At 67.9% G+C, this 20,771-nt stretch carries 21 protein-coding genes; 17 read left to right on the forward strand and 4 right to left on the reverse strand.

Translation table 11 applies throughout. The annotated features are described in order from the left end of the window. Window positions 1-19: 19 nt before the first annotated feature. Together AC5P6H_RS10410 and AC5P6H_RS10415 are read right to left on the reverse strand one after the other, a co-directional pair. The gene (locus tag AC5P6H_RS10410) at window positions 20-1,000 is read right to left on the reverse strand and encodes a cation diffusion facilitator family transporter (protein WP_032958024.1); all 981 of its coding nucleotides are present in this window, start codon (window positions 998-1,000) and stop codon (window positions 20-22) included. Between the two features lie 180 nt (window positions 1,001-1,180). Continuing rightward, window positions 1,181-3,430 (reverse strand): TonB-dependent siderophore receptor, encoded by a 2,250-nt coding sequence (locus AC5P6H_RS10415; RefSeq protein WP_481452678.1) that lies wholly within the window; start codon window positions 3,428-3,430, stop codon window positions 1,181-1,183. Between the two features lie 286 nt (window positions 3,431-3,716). Here AC5P6H_RS10415 and AC5P6H_RS10420 point away from each other — a divergent pair, with 286 nt between their 5' ends. Beyond that, window positions 3,717-5,132: a GGDEF domain-containing protein gene (locus tag AC5P6H_RS10420; protein WP_495202585.1), complete on the forward strand. Its 1,416-nt coding sequence runs from the start codon at window positions 3,717-3,719 to the stop codon at window positions 5,130-5,132. 95 nt (window positions 5,133-5,227) lie between these two features. Here the strand turns inward: AC5P6H_RS10420 and AC5P6H_RS10425 are convergent, their stop codons facing one another. Further along, entirely contained in the window at window positions 5,228-6,430 is a 1,203-nt protein-coding gene (locus AC5P6H_RS10425) for an MFS transporter (RefSeq protein WP_495202586.1), read from the reverse strand. A gap of 89 nt (window positions 6,431-6,519) precedes the next feature. Between AC5P6H_RS10425 and AC5P6H_RS10430 the strand changes: the two genes are divergently transcribed. From AC5P6H_RS10430 to map, 15 genes are all read left to right on the forward strand, one after another. Then, a complete protein-coding gene (locus AC5P6H_RS10430) occupies window positions 6,520-6,969 on the forward strand; it encodes a winged helix-turn-helix transcriptional regulator (RefSeq protein ID WP_126411857.1) in 450 nt (149 codons plus the stop codon). A gap of 73 nt (window positions 6,970-7,042) precedes the next feature. Next, entirely contained in the window at window positions 7,043-8,170 is a 1,128-nt protein-coding gene (locus AC5P6H_RS10435; protein ID WP_495202587.1) for a metallophosphoesterase, read from the forward strand. A gap of 133 nt (window positions 8,171-8,303) precedes the next feature. Next, window positions 8,304-8,987 (forward strand): response regulator, encoded by a 684-nt coding sequence (locus AC5P6H_RS10440; protein WP_014646433.1) that lies wholly within the window; start codon window positions 8,304-8,306, stop codon window positions 8,985-8,987. Then, a complete protein-coding gene (locus AC5P6H_RS10445) occupies window positions 8,984-10,363 on the forward strand; it encodes a sensor histidine kinase (protein ID WP_049441505.1) in 1,380 nt (459 codons plus the stop codon). Before AC5P6H_RS10440 ends, AC5P6H_RS10445 begins: the two co-directional genes overlap by 4 nt. 80 nt (window positions 10,364-10,443) lie before the next feature. Further along, the gene (locus AC5P6H_RS10450) at window positions 10,444-11,280 is read left to right on the forward strand and encodes an alpha/beta hydrolase (protein ID WP_014646431.1); all 837 of its coding nucleotides are present in this window, start codon (window positions 10,444-10,446) and stop codon (window positions 11,278-11,280) included. 1 nt (window position 11,281) lies between these two features. Continuing rightward, window positions 11,282-11,641 carry an EamA family transporter gene (locus AC5P6H_RS10455; RefSeq protein WP_014646430.1) on the forward strand — a complete coding sequence of 120 codons (360 nt, stop codon included), beginning with the start codon at window positions 11,282-11,284 and terminating at the stop codon, window positions 11,639-11,641. Further along, window positions 11,638-12,036 carry a DMT family transporter gene (locus AC5P6H_RS10460; protein WP_032958031.1) on the forward strand — a complete coding sequence of 133 codons (399 nt, stop codon included), beginning with the start codon at window positions 11,638-11,640 and terminating at the stop codon, window positions 12,034-12,036. The genes AC5P6H_RS10455 and AC5P6H_RS10460 overlap by 4 nt, the downstream gene beginning before the upstream one ends. A 10-nt stretch (window positions 12,037-12,046) precedes the next feature. Next, entirely contained in the window at window positions 12,047-13,255 is a 1,209-nt protein-coding gene (locus tag AC5P6H_RS10465; protein ID WP_014646428.1) for a DegT/DnrJ/EryC1/StrS family aminotransferase, read from the forward strand. 168 nt (window positions 13,256-13,423) lie between these two features. Beyond that, window positions 13,424-14,140 (forward strand): MtnX-like HAD-IB family phosphatase, encoded by a 717-nt coding sequence (locus AC5P6H_RS10470; RefSeq protein ID WP_495202588.1) that lies wholly within the window; start codon window positions 13,424-13,426, stop codon window positions 14,138-14,140. A 63-nt stretch (window positions 14,141-14,203) separates the two neighbouring features. Then, complete coding sequence (locus tag AC5P6H_RS10475; protein ID WP_495202589.1) at window positions 14,204-15,604, forward strand: aspartate aminotransferase family protein; 1,401 nt, start codon at window positions 14,204-14,206, stop codon at window positions 15,602-15,604. Window positions 15,605-15,632: 28 nt separating this feature from the next. After that, complete coding sequence (locus tag AC5P6H_RS10480; RefSeq protein WP_053494653.1) at window positions 15,633-16,697, forward strand: GNAT family N-acetyltransferase; 1,065 nt, start codon at window positions 15,633-15,635, stop codon at window positions 16,695-16,697. Window positions 16,698-16,700: 3 nt separating this feature from the next. Then, window positions 16,701-17,585: an arginase family protein gene (locus tag AC5P6H_RS10485; protein WP_046429619.1), complete on the forward strand. Its 885-nt coding sequence runs from the start codon at window positions 16,701-16,703 to the stop codon at window positions 17,583-17,585. 139 nt (window positions 17,586-17,724) lie between these two features. Further along, window positions 17,725-18,084: a bleomycin resistance protein gene (locus AC5P6H_RS10490; RefSeq protein WP_481442117.1), complete on the forward strand. Its 360-nt coding sequence runs from the start codon at window positions 17,725-17,727 to the stop codon at window positions 18,082-18,084. A 68-nt stretch (window positions 18,085-18,152) separates the two neighbouring features. Beyond that, window positions 18,153-18,365, forward strand: coding sequence for a ParD-like family protein (locus AC5P6H_RS10495; RefSeq protein ID WP_014646422.1), 213 nt, complete (start codon window positions 18,153-18,155; stop codon window positions 18,363-18,365). A 7-nt stretch (window positions 18,366-18,372) separates the two neighbouring features. Next, complete coding sequence (map, locus tag AC5P6H_RS10500; protein WP_014646421.1) at window positions 18,373-19,155, forward strand: type I methionyl aminopeptidase; 783 nt, start codon at window positions 18,373-18,375, stop codon at window positions 19,153-19,155. Here map and AC5P6H_RS10505 read toward each other — a convergent pair. After that, entirely contained in the window at window positions 19,152-19,766 is a 615-nt protein-coding gene (locus AC5P6H_RS10505; RefSeq protein WP_014646420.1) for a LysE/ArgO family amino acid transporter, read from the reverse strand. The two genes, map and AC5P6H_RS10505, sit on opposite strands and share 4 nt — an antisense overlap. Window positions 19,767-19,872: 106 nt before the next feature. Here AC5P6H_RS10505 and AC5P6H_RS10510 point away from each other — a divergent pair, with 106 nt between their 5' ends. Further along, complete coding sequence (locus AC5P6H_RS10510) at window positions 19,873-20,766, forward strand: LysR family transcriptional regulator ArgP (RefSeq protein ID WP_046429615.1); 894 nt, start codon at window positions 19,873-19,875, stop codon at window positions 20,764-20,766. Window positions 20,767-20,771: the final 5 nt, after the last annotated feature.

Below are 20,771 nucleotides of genomic sequence, written 5' to 3' on the forward strand. Positions count from 1 at the left end.
GTGCGGCTTTCATTTTCATTCAATGATGCACGTGGCCGCGATGGCCCTGCGCGTCCTCACCGTGGTCGTGGCCTTCATGGCCCTGCTGCGCGCCGCCCTTGGCCGACGCCGGTCCAGCGCAGGCTTCACCACAGTGGTCCGCTTCGATCTGCAGCGTCACGTGCTCGATGCCGAAGTCATCGTGCAGGCGCCCGCCCAGCTCACGGCGCAGCGCATCGGCGTCGGTGCCGTCGCGCATCACGATGTGCGCGGTCAGCGCCGGCGTGCTGGAGGCCAGCGCCCACACATGCAGGTCATGCACGTCCAGCACCGCAGCATGACCGGACAGGCTGTCGCGCACCTTGGCCACGTCCATGCCCTTGGGCACGCCTTCCAGCAGCACGTTGATCGCCTCGCGCATCAGCACGTAGGTGCGCGGCAGTACCCACAGGCCGATCAGCACCGCCAGGATCGGGTCGATCGGCTTCCAGCCGGTCCACTTGATCAACAACGCACCGGCGATCACCGCCACCGAGCCAAGCATATCCGCCCACACTTCCAGGTAGGCGCCCTTCACGTTCAGGCTCTCGCCGCTGCCGGCCTGCAGCAGGCGCATCGAGATCAGGTTGATGACCAGGCCTGCGGCGGCGATCACCAGCATGCCCGAAGATGCGATCTCCTGCGGTTCGCGGAAACGACCGATCGCCTCCCACAGGATGTAGGCGGCGACCACGAACAGCATGGCGCCGTTGATCATCGCGCCCAGCGCTTCCAGGCGTGCATAGCCGTAGGTGCGGCGCGCGTCCGGCGGGCGTCGGCTCAACCGCACCGCGACCAGCGCGATCATCAGTGCCAGTGCATCGGTGGCCATGTGTGCCGCGTCGGACAGCAGCGCCAGGCTGTTGGTCCAGAACGCGCCCACCACCTCGATGACGAGGAAGGTGGAGGTCAGGCCGAGCGCCCACCACAAGGGTTTCTCGTGGCGGATCTGGGATGGCAGGTGATCGTGGTCGTGGCCCATGGCAACAGCTCCTTTGCGATGCGGTGCAGGCTACGCCGTGCTGGCGGGGGAGACTATTACGGTGTTTATAACATTGCAGCCCAGGCGATCCCTCACCGGGCAAGGCCCGGCGCTACCGGAGCGTGGCCGGCAGCGCCTGGCCTGGCCTGGCGACCGCAGCGGACCGGCGTCCGCGTGCGGTCAGAACCCGAAGCGCAGGCTGGCCCAGTAGGCGCGGCCCGGTTCGTTGTAGGTCGCCGCACCGGCATCGCTGCTGTTGGCCTCGCGGAACAGGCGCTTGTCGGCCAGGTTGTTGACGCCGAAGCCGAAGCTGACCGTCTCGGTCACCCTGTAGCGCGCGCTCACGCCCCAGATGTTGTAGGCACCGCGGTCCTGCAGCGCGATCGAGGGATCGCAGCTGCCGGTGCAGCGCGGATCATTGTTGATGTTGGCGGTGGCCGGCTTCTGCTTGCCGTAGAACGTGCCGGTCAGCAGCACCGACAGCTTGTCGGTGGCCTGCCAGTCCAGCATCGTGTTGACGGTGTACTTCGGGATCACCGACAGCGGCTGGCCGGTGCTCTTGTTCTCGTTTTCCACCATGTAGGTGAAATTGTTGCTCCATTTCAGGCGATTGCCCTGCTCGCCCAGCAGCGGGATCACCAGGTTGCCTTCAAGCCCCTGCACGATCGCCTTGGGCGCGTTCTCCCAGCGGAAGATGCGGCCCTTGGTGTCGGCGGTCAGGCCAACCTGGGTGTAGCCGGCCTGGATCTTGTCCTTGTAGTCGTTGTGGAAGTAGGTCAACGAGGCCTGCCAGCCGCTCTGCGGTGCCCACTCGATGCCCAGTTCCTTGTTCAGGCTGGTTTCCGCCTTCAGGTCCGCGTTGCCGCGCATGTAGCAACCGGCACCCAGGCTCGGCAGTGCATTCGGGCAGCCGTTGCCACGGGTGTAGTACAGATAGTCCGGATTGGACTGGTACAGGTTCGGCGCCTTGAACGCGCGGGCGATGCCGCCCTTCACCACCCAGTCGCTGTTGATGCGGAACTGCGCATTGAGGCTGGGGCTGGTGTTGTTGCCGAACTGGCTGTGGTGGTCGAAGCGCAGGCCCGGGGTGACGATCCAGCGCTCACCCAGGTAGATGTTGTCTTCGACGAACACTGCGGTGGTCTGCGCGTCGGCCTTGCCCCGCGCGCGATCGGCCGACAGCCCCGGGATGCCGCCGCCGCTGCTGCTGGACTGGCTCATCGAGTACGGGTCGGTCAGGCGGCTGTCCAGGTATTCAAAGCCCAGCGTCCAGATGTTCTCGACGCTGCCCAGCGAGGTCGGGAAGCTCACTTCGCCATCCAGCTGGTAGTTGCGCAGGCGCGAGGTCGACCAGTCGGTGCCGTTGAAGCTGCCTTCCGGGCCACCGGCCAGGCCTTCATTGATGCGCGAGTTGTTGACCGCTTCCACCGCGGCGGTCACCCGCGAGGTCACGTCGCCCCAGCGGCCGCGATGGGTGATCGCGCCGGTGTTGCGGTACATGCGGTTGGTTTCCGCTTCGCCGTCGGCCAGCGCCGCCAGGTCAACGCCGGTCGAGGTACCGGTAGTGCTGACCGCGCGGTCACCGGCGTAGATGTTGCCCTGGCGGCTGGTGCCGGCTTCGAACTCCACCACCTGGTCGGCGGTGATGTCCCAGCGCAGCAACGCGTTGACGTCGCGGTTCTTGACACCCTCGCGGCCAGCCGGCGGCACCGCGTTCGGGTTGGTGGCGTACTGGCGGTTGAGGTCCAGTGAGTCGGCGTCGGTCTTGTTGAGGTTGCCGTACAGGCGGAACGACAGGGTGTCGGTCATCGGCCCGCTCAGCTGCAGGCCGACGCGCTCGCTGCCGCCTTCGGCGCTGTGCTCGGGCACCAGGCCATACAGGTCGACCGCTCCGGTCAGGTCGCCGGTCGGGCGCTTGGTGATGATGTTGACCACGCCACCGGACGCACCGGAGCCATAGCGTGCCGCCGCAGGGCCGCGCAGCACTTCGATGCGCTCGATCATTTCCGCCGGCACCCAGTTGGTATCACCGCGGGTATTGCGCTCACCGCTACGGCCCATGCGCACGGCATCACGCGCACCGATGCGCTTGCCGTCGACCAGGATCAGGGTGTTTTCCGGGCCCATGCCACGCAGGTCGATCTGGCGGTTGTTGCCGTACTGGCCCGAGGCGCTGTTGCCGGTGAGGTTGACGCCCGGCATGGTGCGCAGCAGCTCGGCGATGTCGTTGGCCGGCGGGCGCTTGGCGATGTCCTCGGCGGTGATGGTCGAGGTACCCAGTGCCTGGCGGGCAATCTGCGAGGCGGTGACATGCACCGTGTCGATATCGGTGGCATCGGTTTCGGCCTGGGCGGTCAGGGCGCTTCCCGCCAGCAGGGCGGCAACGGCGAGCGCCAGCGGGCGCGGCGAAAGGACAACGGCAGGAGACATGATCTGGACCTTCTGGCAGGGCAACGGGGCCTCTGGCAAAGGGCTTGAGGCAACGACGAGGGGGAGGCGGAGCGTCGCTGCAGTCGCCTGCGGGCCGATCCGTGCGCGCATTCTCCCATCAATGCGAGTGATTCTCAAATGCGTTCACTCATTGCCGCCGCGGCGCCGACGTGCTTTGCGCGCCGTGCAACCCTGCATCGCGCATAAACTGACCGGCCAACCCGCCATCAACCGTGCGCCACCGCGGCCGATACCCGTGGTTTGCCGTACGCAGTCAGAGATCGACGTGGAACCACCCCAACTGGACGATGCCAGCCAACCGCTGGCCGAGGCCTGGCAGCACTGCCTGCAACAGGCCGGCCCTGCCGCCACCGCGCTGCTGCACGCCGCCGCCGCCGATGCCCCGCCGGCGCTGGCCCAACGCTTCTACGAGGTACTGCTGCAGGACGGGCGTGCACGCCGCTTCCTGTCCCACGATCAGGTCAAGCAGCGCCTGCAGCCGGCCATGCAGCGCTGGCTGGTGCAGTTGCTGACCACCAATGCCGACGGTATTGCCGGCGCCGTTGCCTCGCAGCGGGTGATCGGCGATGTGCATGCCCGGGTCGGTATTCCGGTCGACCTGGTCACCCGCGGCGCGCGCGTGCTCAAGCACGAACTGTTCGTGCGCCTGCACGACGACGCGCCCGACAGTGCCACTGCGTTCGCCGCCATCGACTGCCTCAGCGCGATCATGGACATCGCCATGGAAGGCATGACCCTGGCCTATACCCATGCACGCGAGCGCTCGACCCGCGCCGATGCTGCGTACCGGCTGTTCTCGCTGGTGCAGAACGTCGGCACCGAACGCGAACGCCAGCGCGCACTGCTGCTGGACTGGGAGAACGCCCTGCTCTACGCGCTCGCTGGCCACGTACAGGCCAGCGACAGCGCCAGCCTGGCCACTTCCGAGTTCGGCCTGTGGTTCACCCACAAGGGCATCCCCAGCTTCGGCGAGAGCAGCGAGACCCGGCAGGTCGGCCAGCTGATGGCCCGCATCGACAGCAACCTGCAGCGGGCGAGCAACGATGCCCCGGCACAACGACTGGCGGTGCTGCCGGCCATCCGCGAGGACCTGGCCGCCATCCGCACCCTGATGACGCTGCTGTTCGAGCGCATCGGTGAGCTGGATGCCGGCAGCGATGCGCTGACCAACCTGCTCAACCGCCGCTTCCTGCCTACCGTGCTGCGCCGGGAGATCGAACTGGCCACGCGCAACTGCACGCCGTTCTCGCTGCTGCTGCTCGACCTGGATCACTTCAAGGCGATCAACGACGGCCACGGCCACGACGCCGGGGACCGCGCGCTGCAGCACGTCGCCGGCCTGCTCGGCCAGCTGACCCGCGGCAGTGACTACCTGTTCCGCTATGGCGGCGAGGAGTTCGTGGTGGTGCTGGTCGCGGCCAGCGAATCACAGGCCGCGGTGATCGCCGAAAGCCTGCGGCGGCAGATCGCGCAGTCACCGGTGGCATTGGCCAACGGCCAGGTACTGGCACTGACCGCCAGCATCGGCGTAGCCGGCCATGACGGCCACCCGGACTACGAGCGGCTGATGGCACGGGCCGATGCGGCGATGTACGAGGCCAAGCGCAGCGGCCGCAACCGCGTGGTAGTGGCCAGCGCGGACCTTGAGGAAGCACCGGGACGGCGTGCACTGCAGCGATGACGACAGGACAGGTAGAGTCGACCGCTGGTCGACTATCGCACGCAGCGCGGGATTTTTCGCACGCGGGGCGAAGAGCAGTCGACTGACAGTCGACTCTACCGATAATCGACTCTACCGGTTCGCCCGCCAGCCGATGCATTGGACGCCACCACCCGCCATGCTGCCCACCACAGCAGCGCCAGTGCCGCGATGCCTGCACCCAGCAGGCACACGGCAGGCCAGCCATGCCGGGCCTGCATCCAGGGCCCGGCAGCCGCACCGGCACCACTGCCCACTGCATAGAACAGCATGTACAACGCCACCAGGCGTCCATGCTGTTCTGCCGGTGCACGCAGCAGCAGCGCCTGGTTCGATACGTGCAGTGCCTGCCCACCGAGGTCGAGCACGATCACGCCCAGCAGCAGCAACGACAGCGACTGCGGCAGGCCCAGCAGCGGCCACCACGCGGCCAGCATCAGCAGCAGCGCGCCAAGACTGACCCGACCGGCGAAACCGCGGTCCATCCAGTGCCCGACCCGCGCCGCCATCAAGGCGCCCACTACGCCGGCCAGGCCCAGTGCGCCGATGGCCGCGGTGGACCACTGCAACGGCGGCGCCGACAGCGGCAGCGGCACCGCCGCCCAGAACACGTTGAGGCCAGCAAACAGCAGCAATGCCAGCGGCCCACGCTCGCGCAGCGCGCGGTCCCGGCGCAGCATGCCCAGCATCGAACCCAGCAGTTCGCGCCAGCGCGGTGGTACCGCCGGCACCGGCACCGCCGGCAGGCGCCGCCACAGCAGCACGGCCAGGGCCGCCATCAGCGCTGCCGACAGCAGATAGACCGCCCGCCAGCCGACGGTGGCCGTGACCGCGCCCGATACAACGCGCGCCAGCAACAGGCCGATGAACACGCCGCCCTGCACCACGCCCACCAGGCGCCCGCGCTGCTCGGGCGGCGCAAGCGTGGCGGTATAGGCGATCAAGCCCTGGGTCAGCGCGGTGCCCAACAGCCCGGCCAGCAGCATGCCCGACAACAGCCAACCGGCCGTGCGTGCCGCTGCCAGCCACAGCAGGGCCAGCACCAGCGCGATCAACTGCATCCGCAGCAGGCGTCGCCGGTCACCGCGATCGGCGAGCGGCAGCAGGCCCAGCAATGCCAGCACACTGCCGGCCTGGGTTGCCGCCAACACTGCGCCCGCCACGGCACGGTCCAGTGCGAAGGCCTGTGCCAGCCGATCCAGCAGCGGTTGCGCGTAATAGACGTTGGCAACGCTGGCGCCGGCCGCGACCGCGAGCAGGGTCAGCAATGGGCGGGACATCGATGCGCTCATGATGTAGTTGCAATTTGAAACTTGATGCAGGCTATCGTCATTGGTTTTAAACTGCAACCACATTCGGAGGCCACAGCATGCACGCCAACAGTCCCTGCCCCGTTGCCCGCAGCGCCGACCTGCTCGGTGATCGCTGGGCACTGCTGGTGATCCGCGATGCCTTCGACGGCGTCACGCGCTTTGGCGACTTCCAGCGCAGCCTCGGCGCGGCGCGCAACATCCTCAGCGATCGCCTGCGCAGGCTGGTCGAGGCCGGCATCCTGCAACTGCAACCGGCCTCCGATGGCTCGGCCTACCAGGAATACGTGCTCACCCGCGCCGGCCAGGAACTGTTCCCGCTGCTGGTCGCGCTGCGCCAGTGGGGAGAACGCCATCGCTTCAGCGCCGGTGAAGCCCATTCGCAGTTGATCGAATCCAGCACGCGGCGACCACTGCCCTACATGCAGCCACACGGGCGCGACGGTCAGCCGCTGCAGGCCGCCGCCACCCGCGTGCGCAAGCTCAAGGACGACCGGCGCGGCGCCTGATCCGCCCATTCGCGCACACCACGATCGGGCCGCGCCGGTTAGCATCGGAGGTTTCCGCCGCCGGACGCCGCCGATGCCGCGCTATCGCCCTTTCCTGCTGACCGCCCTGCTGTTGCCGCTGCTGGCCTGCGCCACAGCAACCACGCAGGCCCGCGAGGTTGCCGCGCCCGCCGACCACGTGCAGGCCGATGGCCCCTATGTATTCCGCCAGGGCGACCAGCTGCAGGCCAAGTGGATCTGCGACGACAAGGTCGAGTCGCGCTCGCTGGCCATCAACACGACGGGCACCGATATCGCGCCGCGCTGTGGCTACGAACACACTGTGCACGTGGCCGCGCCGAATGCGGCCTCGGTCTCCGTGCTGCCGGCCGCGCCGCGCATCGTCGCGCTGTCGGACATCCATGGCCAGTACGGGCTGCTGGTGCGCCTGCTGCGCGCCCACCAGGTCATCGACGCGCAGGATCGCTGGGCCCTGGGCAAGGACACGCTGGTCATCGCTGGCGATGTATTCGACCGCGGCCCGCAGGTGACCGAGGCGTTCTGGCTGCTGTACGGCCTGCAGCAGCAGGCCGCCGCCGCCGGTGGCGCAGTGCACTTCGTGCTAGGCAACCACGAAACCATGGTGCTGTACGACGACCTGCGCTACGTCAACCCGAAGTACCTGCGCAGCGCCCAGCTGCTGGGCCGCAGCTACCCGCAACTGTATGGCGCCGACTCGGTGATCGGGCAGTGGCTGCGCACCCGCCCGGTGCTGCTGAAGATCGGCGATACCCTGTTCCTGCATGGCGGCATCTCGCCCGAAGCGGTGCAGCTGGCGCTGGACCCGGCACGCACCAATGCGGCCTATCAGGCCTCTCTGGGCCTGCCCAAGGCCGAAGTGAAGGCCGACCCGGCCACCGCACCGCTGTATGACGGCAAGACCAGCCCGATCTGGTACCGCGGCTACTTCGATGGCCGCCTCGACACCGCGGCGGTACAGGCCGTGCTCGACCGCCTGCAGCTCACGCGCATCGTGGTTGGCCATACCTCGATGCCACACGTCAGCAGCTTCCACGGCGACCGCGTGATCGCCATCGACAGCAGCATCAAGAACGGCGAGAACGGCGAACTGCTGTTCATCGAGGATGGCAGGCTCAGCCGCGGCCTGCTGGACGGCTCACGGGTGCCGCTGGCACTGGGTGAGCCGGGCCTGCAGGACTGAATGGCGGGACAGCGCGACGGTGCCGGGAGGTGCCGGCGCGCTCCACCTTCACCCGGTTTGCGGCTACCCTCGGCAGCCGAGAGGCCCGCCCCGTCCACCCGCTGGGCCCGACCGTTACAGGAGCTCCCCGCGCATGCGCGTTCTGATTGCTGAAGACGACCCGGACATCGCCTCCGGCCTGTGCGCCTCGCTGCGCCGGCAGGGGCATGTGGTCGACCACGTCGACAACGGCGCGCACGCCGACGCCGCGCTGGGTTCGACCCAATACGCGCTGCTGGTGCTGGACCTGGGCCTGCCACAGCTGGATGGCCGCGACGTGCTGCAGCGCCTGCGCCAGCGCGGCGATGGCCTGGCGGTACTGGTGGTGACCGCCCGCGACGGCCTGGCCGAACGCGTGCGCGTGCTCGACCTCGGTGCCGACGACTACCTGGTCAAGCCATTCGCACTGGACGAATTCGAAGCCCGCGTGCGCGCACAGCTGCGCCGCGTGACCAGCAATGGCAACCCGGACCTGCGCATCGGCCGCCTGCGCATCGATCTGGCCGGGCATCGGGTATGGATCGACGACCAGTCGCTGGAACTGACCGCACGCGAGTTCGGCCTGCTGTCGGCACTGGCGGTACGCGCCGAGCGCATCGTCTCGCGCGCACAGCTGGTGGAGGCGCTGTGCGACTGGGGCCAGGACCTGACCGACAACGGCCTGGACATCGCCCTGCACCGCCTGCGCCGCAAGCTGCAGCCCGGCGGCATGGGCATCCGCACCGTGCGCGGACTGGGCTACATGCTGGAAGACGCGCAGGACGACAGCGCCCCGTGATCAGTGGCCCCCCCAGCCTGCGCCGGCGCCTGCTCGCCTTCCTGGCGTTGCCGATGCTGGGCCTGCTTACCTTCAATACGATCCTGGCCTATTACGTTGCGTTGGATTATTCCAACCGCATCCACGACCGTAACCTGATCGACGACACGCACTCGTTCGCGCAGATGCTGAGCACCATGCCGGTGACCAGCGACCTGTCTCCGCAGGCGCGCTTCCTGATCGAATACGAGCCCGACGGCCATCGCTATTTCAACGTGGACAGCAGCCGCCAGGGGACACTCAGCGGCAATGCGGATTTCAGTGCCTACGCGCCTTCGCAGGAATGCACCGGCGTGGACCCCACCCTGTACGATGGCATTCTCAACGGCCAGCCGGTGCGCATGGCCACCGTCTGCACGCGTGCGATGAACGATCCGCAGGACCAGCTGGCGGTGACGGTGGCCGAAAGCATGGCCGAACGACGCCAGCGCGCGCGCGAGATCCTGATGATCATCATCCCGCTGATGACCATGCTGGCGCTGGGCACCGCCGCGCTGGTCTGGTTCGGGGTGACCCATGGCCTGCGCATCCTGACCCCGCTGAGGACCCGCCTGGCGCAGCGCCGCGGCGAACTGGCACCGATCTCCGATGCCGACGTGCCCGAAGAGATCCAGCCGCTGATCAGCACCATCGACGATCTGTTCGCGCGCCAGGCGGAAATGATCACGCTGCAGAACCGTTTCATCGCCGACGCCGCGCACCAGCTGCGCTCGCCGTTGGCCGGCATGGCCCTGCACGTGGACCAGGCACTGGCACATGGCGACCCGGACACGGTGCGCGAGGCATTGCAGCACATCCGCCGGCTCAACCAGCGCACCGCCCGGGTCAGCACCCAGCTGCTCGCACTGAGCCGGGCGCAGACCGTGCCCGATACCGTGGAGGCACTGGACCTGTGCGAGCTGGTGCCGCAGTGGGTCGGCATGCGCGTGCCCGAAGCGATCCGCGATGGCATCGATCTGGGCTACCGCGGCAGCCCCCACCCGCTGCGCGTGCTCGGCAACGGTGCCCAGCTGCAGGAAGCACTGGACAACCTGATCGACAACGCGCTGCGCTATGCCGGCCGCGATGCGACCGTCACGGTCGGCGTGCATGCGCTGGATGACAATGACGTCGAACTGTACGTGGAGGACAACGGCCCCGGCGTGCCCGAGGACGTGATGCCACGGCTGGGCGAGCGCTTCTTCCGTGCGCCTGGCACCGCAGCCAGCGGCACCGGCCTGGGCCTGGCCATCGCGCACGAAGCGGTGGAGCATTCCGGCGGCCGCCTGACCTTCCTCAACCGCGCCGGTGGGGGCCTGAAGGTCGCCATCACACTGCCGCTGCTGAAGGCCCCCTGACCCGTACCGGGGCGCTGAAAGGCTGGCGAAAATCGCGCTTGCGATCCTGACCATCCCCACTGCCGTCCCGGAGCCGCCAGGTGACCGAATCGCACGACTTCTTCCTCCCCGGTGGCCCGCAGGGCGTGCTGCTGGTCCACGGCCTGACCGGCACCCCGGCGGAAATGCGCATGCTGGGCAAGGGCCTGAACAACGCCGGCTTCACCGTACACGGCGTGCAGTTGCCCGGCCATTGCGGCACCGTGGATGACCTGCTGGCGACCACCTGGGAACAGTGGTACCAGGGCGTGGAAGATGCAGCGGCGAGCCTGCGTGGCAAGGTCGACCAGTTGTTCGTCGGCGGCCTGTCGATGGGCGCGGTACTGGCGCTGGCGCTGGCTGCACGCCGCCCCGAATGGGTGTCCGGCGTCGGCGTGTATGGCGCCACCTTCCGCTACGACGGCTGGAACATTCCCGCCGTGGCCCGCCTGTCGTTCCTGCTGCCGTGGTTCAAGCGCTTCAACATCGGCCGCGACCGCATGTTCATGGAAGAACCGCCCTATGGCCTGCGTGACGAGCGCCTGCGTGCGCAGGTCAGTGCCGCCATGCTGTCCGGCGACAGCGCCGCGGCCGGCCTGCCGGGCAACCCCTGGCACGCGCTGGCCGAGATGCGCGCCCTGAGCAACTGGACCCGCCGCCACCTGCACCAGGTCACCGCACCGTGCCTGGTGATGCACGCCCGCGAAGACGACGTGGCCAGCATGGGCAACGCCGAACTGGTGATGTCGAGGGTCAGCGGCCCAAAGGAACTGGTGGTGCTGGAAGACAGCTACCACATGATCACGATCGACCGCGAACGCCGCGAGGTGATCCGCCGCAGCGCGCGTTTCTTCACCGAAATCGGTGAACGCAGCGGCGTGCTCAAGGCGGTGGCCTGAGATGGGGGCACTCGCCACGCTGCTGTGGCTGGCCAATGTGGTGCTCGATACCGGTGGCCAGCTCGCCTTCAAGGCCGCCGCCAGCGACCCGCAGGATGGCGAAGGACTGCAACGCTGGAAACACATGCTCAGCCGTCCCTGGCTGTGGATCGGCATCGCCTGCTACGTGCTTGAGTTCGTTGCCTGGATCGCGTTCCTGTCGCTGGTGCCGTTGTCCAAGGGCGTGCTGTTGGGCTCGATCAACATCGTTGCGCTGATGATCGCCGGCCGCATCCTGTTCCGCGAAAAGCTCACGCCATTGCGGGTGACCGGCATGCTGCTGGTCACGGCGGGCGTGGCGGTGGTGGGGGCCGGCTCATGAGGCGCCTGTATGTGATCGGCTTTCCCCTGCTGATGGCCTTCGACACGCTGGCCCAGCTGTGCTTCAAGTACGCCGGTGACGCCGCGCTGCCGGTCGAGGCCAACACCGCGTGGCTGTTGCGCGTGCTGTCGCAGCCGTGGGTGTACGGCGCGGTCCTCGGCTACATCGGCGCGTTCTTCACCTGGATGAGCCTGCTGCGCCATGCGCCGATCGGCCCGGCGTTCGCGGCCTCGCACCTGGAGGTGATCAGTGTGCTGCTGCTGTCGGCCTGGCTGCTGAAAGAGCCGCTCACCCTGCACCACCTTGTCGGTGCGGTACTGATCGTGGCTGGCATCGTCTGCCTCGGCCGCGCCGAAGCGGATGATCCGCACAGCCCCGCCGACAGCACTTCGTGAGCGGGCTGCGATGAGCCTGTTCGCGCGCGAACTGCCGCCGACCGCTGGCCTGCCGATGCAGGCCAGCGACTTCCTTCCCGGCGGCGGCGACCTGCGCGACATCCTGGCCACCCAGCTCGGCACACCGCCGCTGCAGCTGACCTGTTCCGGCACCCACGCGCTGCTGATCGCACTGCGCACCCTGCGCAAGCGCGCGCCCAAGCGCGATACCGTGATCCTGCCGGCCTATACCTGTCCGCTGGTGCCGATCGCGGTACACAGCCTCGGCCTGCGCGTGCAGCTGTGCGATACCCGGCGTGGCCATTTCGACTTTGATCCGGCACAGCTCTCGCGCCTGGCCGACGCGCGGACGCTGGCGATCCTGCCCACCCACCTCGGCGGGCGCATCGCCGATGTCGAACGGGCCTGCGAGGTCGCACGCGGCGCCGGCGCCTGGGTGATCGAAGATGCCGCACAAGCGCTGGGTGCACGGGTCGGCAACAGCAGCGTGGGCCTGCGTGGCGACATCGGATTCTTCAGCCTGGCCGCCGGCAAGGGGTTGAGCCTGCATGAAGGCGGCCTGCTGGTCAGCCGCGATGACGAGCTGCGCGCCGCGCTGGCCGAACATGCCGCCGAACAGGTACGTTTCAGCCTGCGCTGGGAGCTGCTTCGCAGCGTGCAGCTGCTGGGTCTTGCCGCCTGTTACCGCCCCTCGCTGCTGTCGCTGGTGTACGGCAATCCGCTGCGCAGCGCCCTGCAACGCGGCGATCTGGAAGACGCGGTCGGAGACATTTTCCCGCTGGACATCCCCCAGCACCGGGTCAGCCAGTGGCGGCAGAACGTGGGCGCCCACGCTGCACGGCGGCTGCCTGCGTTCCTGCAGGCCGGGCGCCTGCGCGCACTGCAGCTGCGTGTGCAGCTGGCACAGCTGCCGGCGGTGGAGGTGGTCGATGGCCTGGCCGGCACCGGCGGCACCTGGCCGATGCTGATGCTGCTGCTGCCCAGCCAGCGCGCGCGCGATGCCGCACTGGACGAACTGTGGCCGCGCGGTCTCGGTGCCAGCCGCATGTTCATCCATGCCCTGCCCGACTACGCCTACCTGCGTGGCATCGTGCCGCAGGACGACATGCCGAACGCGCGCGACTTCGCCGCACGCATGCTGACCCTCGGCAACAGCGCCTGGCAGACCCGGGAAGAGACCGCGCAGATCCTGCGGGCGCTGGCCGCTGCGCAGCCCTGAAAGCGCGGTTTTCACGGCATCACGCCCATTCAGCACGCTCGATTCCTGAACACTTTCCCCACCCGGCGGTGCAGGCTTTCAACAGGAAAGGAACGAGAAAGGCTGCCTGCCTACATTGAGCCTGCCCCGGCATCGTGCCGGACGTTTCTTTCACCGACGGACCTGCCCATGCACTGGAGCATCCTGTGTGACTTCGATGGCACCATCAGCCTCGAAGATGTCATCGACTCGCTGCTGGAGAAGTACGGCCAGCCGGGCTGGCAGCAACTGGAAGACCAGTGGAAGGCGGGAAAGATCGGCTCGCGTGAATGCATGCAGGGCCAGGTGCGGCTGCTGAAGCTGGACCCGGCCACGCTCGACGCGCACCTGGACCAGGTGCAGATCGATCCGGGCTTCGCCGCCTTTGTCAGCCGCGCCGAACAGCTGGGCGTGCCGCTGCGCATCGTCAGCGACGGGCTGGACTATGCGATCCACCGCATCCTCGCCAACCACGGCCTGTCGCGACTGCCGGTGGTGGCCAACCACCTGCGCTGGTGCGAAGACCATTGGGAACTGGAGTCGCCCTACCAGGCCGAAGGATGCCGCAGTGGTACCTGCAAGTGCACCTGCGCCGCGCAGGCGCGTGTCGACGAAGCACCACGCGTGCTGATGATCGGCGATGGCAGCTCGGATTTCTGCGTCTCCGAAGATGCCGACTTCGTGTTCGCCAAGCGCCGCCTGATCACCCATTGCACGAAGGCCGGCATCGAGCATGCCGCCATCGATACCTTCCACGATGCAATCGCACTGTTGCCGCGCTTGCTCGATGGCAGCCTGCTGCAGCCACGTCGCCTCGACGCCAGCCCGCAGCCCACCGCACTGCCCCTGCTGCTGGCCACCGCCTGAGCACTCCCTTCCAGGCGCGCTCCCCGTCACCCCTTTCGAACGTCCTTCACGGAACCGAACTGCATGAACATTTTTGACAAGAACGCCGACGCGGCTGCCTCCGACGCGCAGCTGCTGGCCGACGAAGCCCGCTACAGCTCCTTCGGCGACACCGTCCACTACGTCGACCCGCCGAAGATCTTCCAGCGCGGCGAAGGAAGCTACATGTTCGATGGTGCGGGCGTGCCCTACCTCGACCTGCAGATGTGGTACTCGGCCTGCAACTTCGGCTACAGCAACAAGCGCCTGAACGACGCGCTGAAGGACCAGATCGACACCCTGCCGCAGGTCGCCAGCCAGTACCTGCACCCGACCCGCGTGCAGCTGGCCAAGACCATTGGCGTGGACATGCACCAGAAGTTCGGCCTCGACGGCCGCGTGCACTTCAACGTCGGCGGCGCGCAGGCCATTGAAGATTCGCTGAAGATCGTGCGCAACGCGCGCGGCGGCAAGAGCCTGATGTTCGCCTTCGAGGGCGGCTACCACGGCCGCACCCTGGGTGCCTCGTCGATCACCTCCAGCTACCGCTACCGCCGCCGCTACGGCCACTTCGGCGAGCGCGCGATGTTCATCCCGTTCCCGTACCCGTTCCGTCGCCCGAAGGGCATGACCCCGGACGAGTATTCCGACCACTGCGTGTGGCAGTTCGAGCGCCTGTTCGAAAGCGAGTACAACGGCGTGTGGGATCCCAAGGTCGGCCAGGCCGAGTACGCCGCGTTCTACGTCGAGCCGATCCAGGGCACCGGTGGCTACGTCATCCCGCCGCGCAACTTCTTCACTGGCCTCAAGCGCGTGCTGGACAGGTACGGCATCCTGATGGTCGTCGATGAAATCCAGATGGGTTTCTGGCGCACCGGCAAGCTGTGGTCGATCGAGCACTTCGGCGTTACCCCGGACGTGCTGGTGTTCGGCAAGGCGCTGACCAACGGCCTGAACCCGCTGTCGGGCCTGTGGGCGCGCGAAGAACTGATCAACCCGACCGTGTTCCCGCCGGGCTCCACCCACTCCACCTTCAACTCCAATCCGCTGGGCACCCGCCTCGGCCTGGAAGTGCTGAAGCTGGGCAAGGAAATGGATTACGAGCGCACCGTGCCGGAGAAGGGCGCGTACTTCCTGGACGGCCTGCGTGGCCTGCAGAAGCGTCACCCGGAGATCGGCGACGTCGACGGCCTGGGCCTGGCCCTGCGCGCCGAGATCTGCCAGACCGACGGCTACACCCCCAACAAGGAACTGCTGGACCGCATGGTCGACATCGGCCTGGCCGGTGACCTCCTGCACGACGGCAAGCGCATGGGCCTCGTGCTCGACGTGGGTGGCTGGTACAAGAACGTGATCACCTTCGCGCCGTCGCTGGACATCAGCTACGAAGAGATCGACCTGGCGATCACCCTGCTCGACCAGGCGCTGACCAAGGCCAAGGGCTGAGGTCGATGCGCTGCCGGTTCCCGTGCCGATGGAGATGACGTCACGCGCATCCAGCACCGCGCTGGAACCGGCCGCGCTGCTGGAGGGCTTCCTGGCCCACCCGCCGCTTGGATTCGAGGCAGGCCTGCTTCCCAGCGGCCTGCCGACCTTCCGTGCGCCGCTCGACCTGACCACCACGATGGACGACGACCTGCGCGGCAAGCTGCTTGGCTTGCCGCTGTCGCGCCTGTGGCGGCCCTGGATCACCTGGAAGACCCGCTTCGTCGGTGCCACCAGCACCGAGTACACCCCGTTGCCCGCGCACGTCGCACCAGAGGCATTGGCCGAGGACGTGACGCGTCACGCGATCGGCGATTCCCGGCTGCTGGTGGTCAAGGACCTGGCAATCGATTCGCCGCTGCTGGACGACGCGGCCAATGCACACAGCAGCGCCTTCCTGCAGGCGCTGCTGGCACGCGGCTTCGTCGAACTGGAAGGCATGCCGCTGGCCTGGGTGGCGATCGATTTCGATTCGATCGATGGCTATCTCGGACGCCTGTCGTCCTCGCGCCGCAAGAACATCCGGCGCAAGCTGCGCTCGCGCGATGGCCTGCAGATCGACTGCATCGCCACCGGCGATCCGGCCCTCGCCGACCCGCGACTGCAGGCCGAACTGTACGCGCTGTACCTGGGCGTGTTCGCGCAGAGCGCGGTGCATTTCGACCAGCTCGACCTGCCCTACTTCCAACACCTGCTGGCCGACAGCCAGGGCCAGGGACGGATGTTCCTGTACCGCCACCAGGGTCTGCTGATCGGCTGGAACCTGTGCTACATCCACGCCGGAAAGCTGGTGGACAAGTACATCGGCCTGGCCTACCCGCAATCACGCGAGCACAACCTGTACGCGGTCAGCTGGATGCACAACCTCGAGTACGCGCTGCAGCACGGCCTGAGCCACTACGTGGCCGGCTGGACCGACTCGCGGATCAAGGCCGAGCTGGGCGCCCGCTTCACCTCCACCCGGCACGCGATCCACGCCCGCTCCCCGCTGCTGCGCGCTGCCCTGCGCAAGCTGGCCCCGTACCTGCAGGGCGAACCTGATGGAGGCGGTTGAACGATGTCGTCGCGTTTTCCGCTGATCCTGGACCTGGACGGTGGCGTACTGCCGCTGCCACAGGCGCAGACCCTGGCGCTGCCGCAGTGGCACGATCCGCTGCGCTTCGCCTGCAGCACTTCAACCCTGGACCGTTTCGCCGCTGAAGTGCTGGCACCGCTGCCGGCCCAGCTCGGCACGGTGATGCTCGGCAGTGGCGACTTCCACCACCTCAGCCTGCCGCTGCTGCGTCGCATGCGCGCGCACCAGCCGTTCCAGCTGGTGGTGCTGGACAACCATCCGGACAACATGCGTTTCCCGTTCGGCATGCACTGCGGGTCGTGGGTGAACGCGGCCAGCAAGCTGCCGCAGATCTCGCACATCCATGTGCTCGGCATCACCTCCAGTGACATCGGCCTGGGCCACGCCTGGGAGAACCATTGGCGCCCCCTGATGGGCGGGCGCCTGACTTACTGGTGCATGGATGTGGACGTGGGCTGGGGCCACCGCCTCGGCAGCGGCCGTGCATTCCGACGGTTCGAGCACCCGGAGGCACTGGTTGCCGCATTCGCCGCCGAGCAGGCCAAGTCGCCGCAACCGACCTACCTGTCGATCGACAAGGATGTGTTCGCCGAGGACGTCGCCCGCAGCAACTGGGACCAGGGCCGCTTCCAGCTGGAACACGCACTGGTGGTGATCGAAGCGCTGCGCGCCGGCGGCCTGGTCGGCAGCGACATCACCGGCGAAGTGTCGCTGGCCAACTACCAGAGCCGCTTCAAGCGCTGGCTGTCGTCGCTGGATGGTCAACCTGACGTCAGCGCCGAGGATCTGCCGATGTGGCAGGCACGGCACCAGCAGGTGAATCGCGAACTGCTGGCGGCGATGGCCGCCGTGCCGACCGCCTGCTGACCGCGCCGGTCGTGCCGGCCGCTGGCCGGCGTGGCTTCGGTAGTGCCGGCCGCTGGCCGGCAACCTCATCGTTCCCAGGCTCGCCGGGATGCCGGCCAGCGGCCGGCACTACACTGGACTCCCGCCCCGGAGCCTCGCGATGCCCCAGACCGTCATCCCGCAACTGCGCATGCGCCATGCCGACACCACCCTGCCGTTCTACGTGCAGGGGCTGGGTTTCGTGGTCGACTGGGAACACCGCTTCGAACCCGGCTTCCCGCTGTTCGCCCAGCTCACCCGCGACGGCCAGACGATCTTCCTCACCGAACACAGCGGCGACTGCGAGGTCGGCGGCGCGGTGTACTTCATCGTTGAAGACGTCGACGCCCTGCACCGCGCCTTCAGTGCCGCCAACGTACCGATCGAGCAGCCACCGCACGACACCGGATGGGGCAGCCGCGAGATGCTCCTGCGTGACCCGGACGACAACCGACTGCGCTTTGCCACCCACGTGGACTGAACGATGCGGGCTTGAGGCGGATATACGGAACATATATGCTTCATATATCCATTCCGCCAGGACCGCCCATGGGCATCGTCAACATCGATGACACCCTGCACGACCAGCTGCGCCGTGCCTGCACCGTCTCCAGCCGTTCGATCAACGCCCAGGCCACCTTCTGGATCCGGGTCGGCATGCTGTGCGAGATGAACCCCACGCTGAGCTTCCAGGACATCGTCGCCAGCGAACTGCGGGCAGCCGGGGTGCAGCCGCAGGCGCTGGCGCCCGGGCGGGCCTGACATGACGATGATCAAGCAGCCGCACGAAATCGCGTTGCTGGCCGAATCCGGGCGCCTGCTGGCGCAGGTATTCGCCGCGCTCGACCAGCTGCCGCTGCAGGGACGCAGCACGATGGAGATCAACGACTTCGTCGAGCGCATGATCGTCGATGAGCTGCAGGCGCGGCCGGCCAGCAAGGGCCAGTACGGCTTCCCGTATGTGCTCAACACCTCGATCGACAACGTGGTCTGCCACGGCGTTCCCAGCACCACCGACGTGCTGCGCAACGGCCAGATCGTCAACCTCGACATCACCCTGGAGAAGAACGGCTACATCGCCGACTCCAGCACCACCTACCTGGTCGGTGAGGTCGACTACGCCGCGCGCAGGCTGGTGCAGGCCACCTACCAGGCGATGTGGAAAGGCATCGCTGCGGTGCGCCCGGGAGCGCGCCTGGGCGATATCGGCCACGCCATCGCCCGCCACGCGCGCAGCCACGGCTACAGCGTGGTGAAGGAATACTGCGGCCATGGCATCGGCCAGCAGATGCACGAGGAACCGCAGATCCTGCATTACGGCCATCCCAACACCGGCATGGTGCTGGAAGAAGGCATGGTGTTCACCATCGAGCCGATGCTCAACCAGGGCAAGCCGGCCATCCGTCAGCAGCCGGACCAATGGCCGGTCTACACCCGCGACGGCAAGCTGTCGGCGCAGTTCGAGCACACCGTGGCGGTCACCCGCAGCGGCGTGCGCGTGCTGACCCTGCGCCCCGGCGAAACCCCGCAGTGCGCGGTGGACGCGGCCTAGAGCGGGCGCAACAGCAGCAGCGTGGCGAGGCAGGACATGAAGACCGCCACGGCGGCATCCAGCACCCGCCAGGCGCCCGGCCTGCGGAACACCGGCTGCAACAGGCGCGCGCCATAGCCCAGCGTGCAGAACCAGGCCACGCTGGCGGCGCAGGCACCGGCGGCGAACGCCCAGCGCAGGTCACCGGGGTAGCGCGTGGACAGACTGCCCAGCAGCACCACCGTATCCAGATAGACGTGCGGGTTGAGCAGCGTGAACGCCAGGCAGGTCAGCAGTACCTGCCGTCCGCTGCCGCCCTGCGCCTCGGCGGCGGCCAGGGCACTGCCACCGCGCCACGCGCGCAGCCCCGCCCGCAGGCCATACCAGAACAGGAAGGCCGCACCACCGAAGCGCAGCACCTGCAGCAGCAGCGGCCACTGCAGCACCAGCGCGCCCATGCCGCCAACGCCAGCAAGGATCAGCGCGATATCCGCGCCGGCGCAGGCCAGCACTACCGTCCCCACATTGCGCTGCTGCAGGCCCTGGCGCAGCACGAAGGCATTCTGCGCGCCGATGGCGATGATCAGGCCGGCACCTGCGAACAGGCCGGCGGCGGTAGCGGCAATCCACATCGGGACAGGCCAGGCAGCGAGGGGACGCGCAGGGTGCCGCCAACCGCCTTGATTAGACAAACTGATTTTTCTTTATCCTGTGCAGGAAAACTGAAGAGGCACCGGCATGGACCTGGTACACCCGCAACTGGCCGCGTTTGCCGCGGTGCTGGAGGAAGGCAGCTTCGAGGCTGCGGCACGCCGCCTGTCGATCAGCCCGTCAGCACTGTCGCAGCGGATCAAGGCCCTGGAGGACAGGCTCGGGCAGGTACTGGTGGTGCGCCAGGCACCCTGCCGGCCGACCGCCGCGGGTGAAGCGCTGCTGCGCCGGGTGCGACCGATGCAGGCGCTGGAGGCCGAGGCATTGGCCGAGCTGCTACCCGAGCGTGGCAGCGACGCTGCGCGCACGCCGATCCCGCTGGCGGTCAACGATGACTCGCTTGATACCTGGTTCGTACCGGCCATCGCCGACCTGCACCAGCGCCACGGCTATCTGTTCGACCTGCGCATGGACGACCAGGACCACACCCTGCAGCTGCTGCGCGATGGCAGCGTGCTCGGCGCGGTCACCGCCGAAAGCCAACCGGTGAAGGGATGCAACGTGCACCCGCTCGGCGCGATGCGCTACCACGCCATCGCCTCGCCCGGCTTCGCCCGCCAGTACTTCCGCGATGGCATGCAGGCCGCAACCCTGGCGCACGCACCGATGCTGGTGTTCAACCGCAAAGATGAACTGCAGTGGCGCTTCGTGCGGCGCCTGACCCGCGCGCGGCTGCAGCCGCCGCTACACTACCTGCCCTCCTCCACCGGTTTCGTCGAAGCCGCCGCGTGCGGACTCGGCTGGGGCATGGCTCCGGAAACCCTGGTCGCGCCCGCCGTGCGCGCCGGCCGCGTGGTGGTACTGGAACCCCGCCGCTGGCTCGATGTGCCGCTGTACTGGCAGCATGCCGCCGTGCGCTCAAGCACGCTGCAGCACATCACCCAGGCGCTGCGCACTGCGGCCAGAGGCACCCTTCGTTGAGGACA

It is taken from the genome of Stenotrophomonas sp. YJH_SMC_110 (assembly GCF_059369255.1).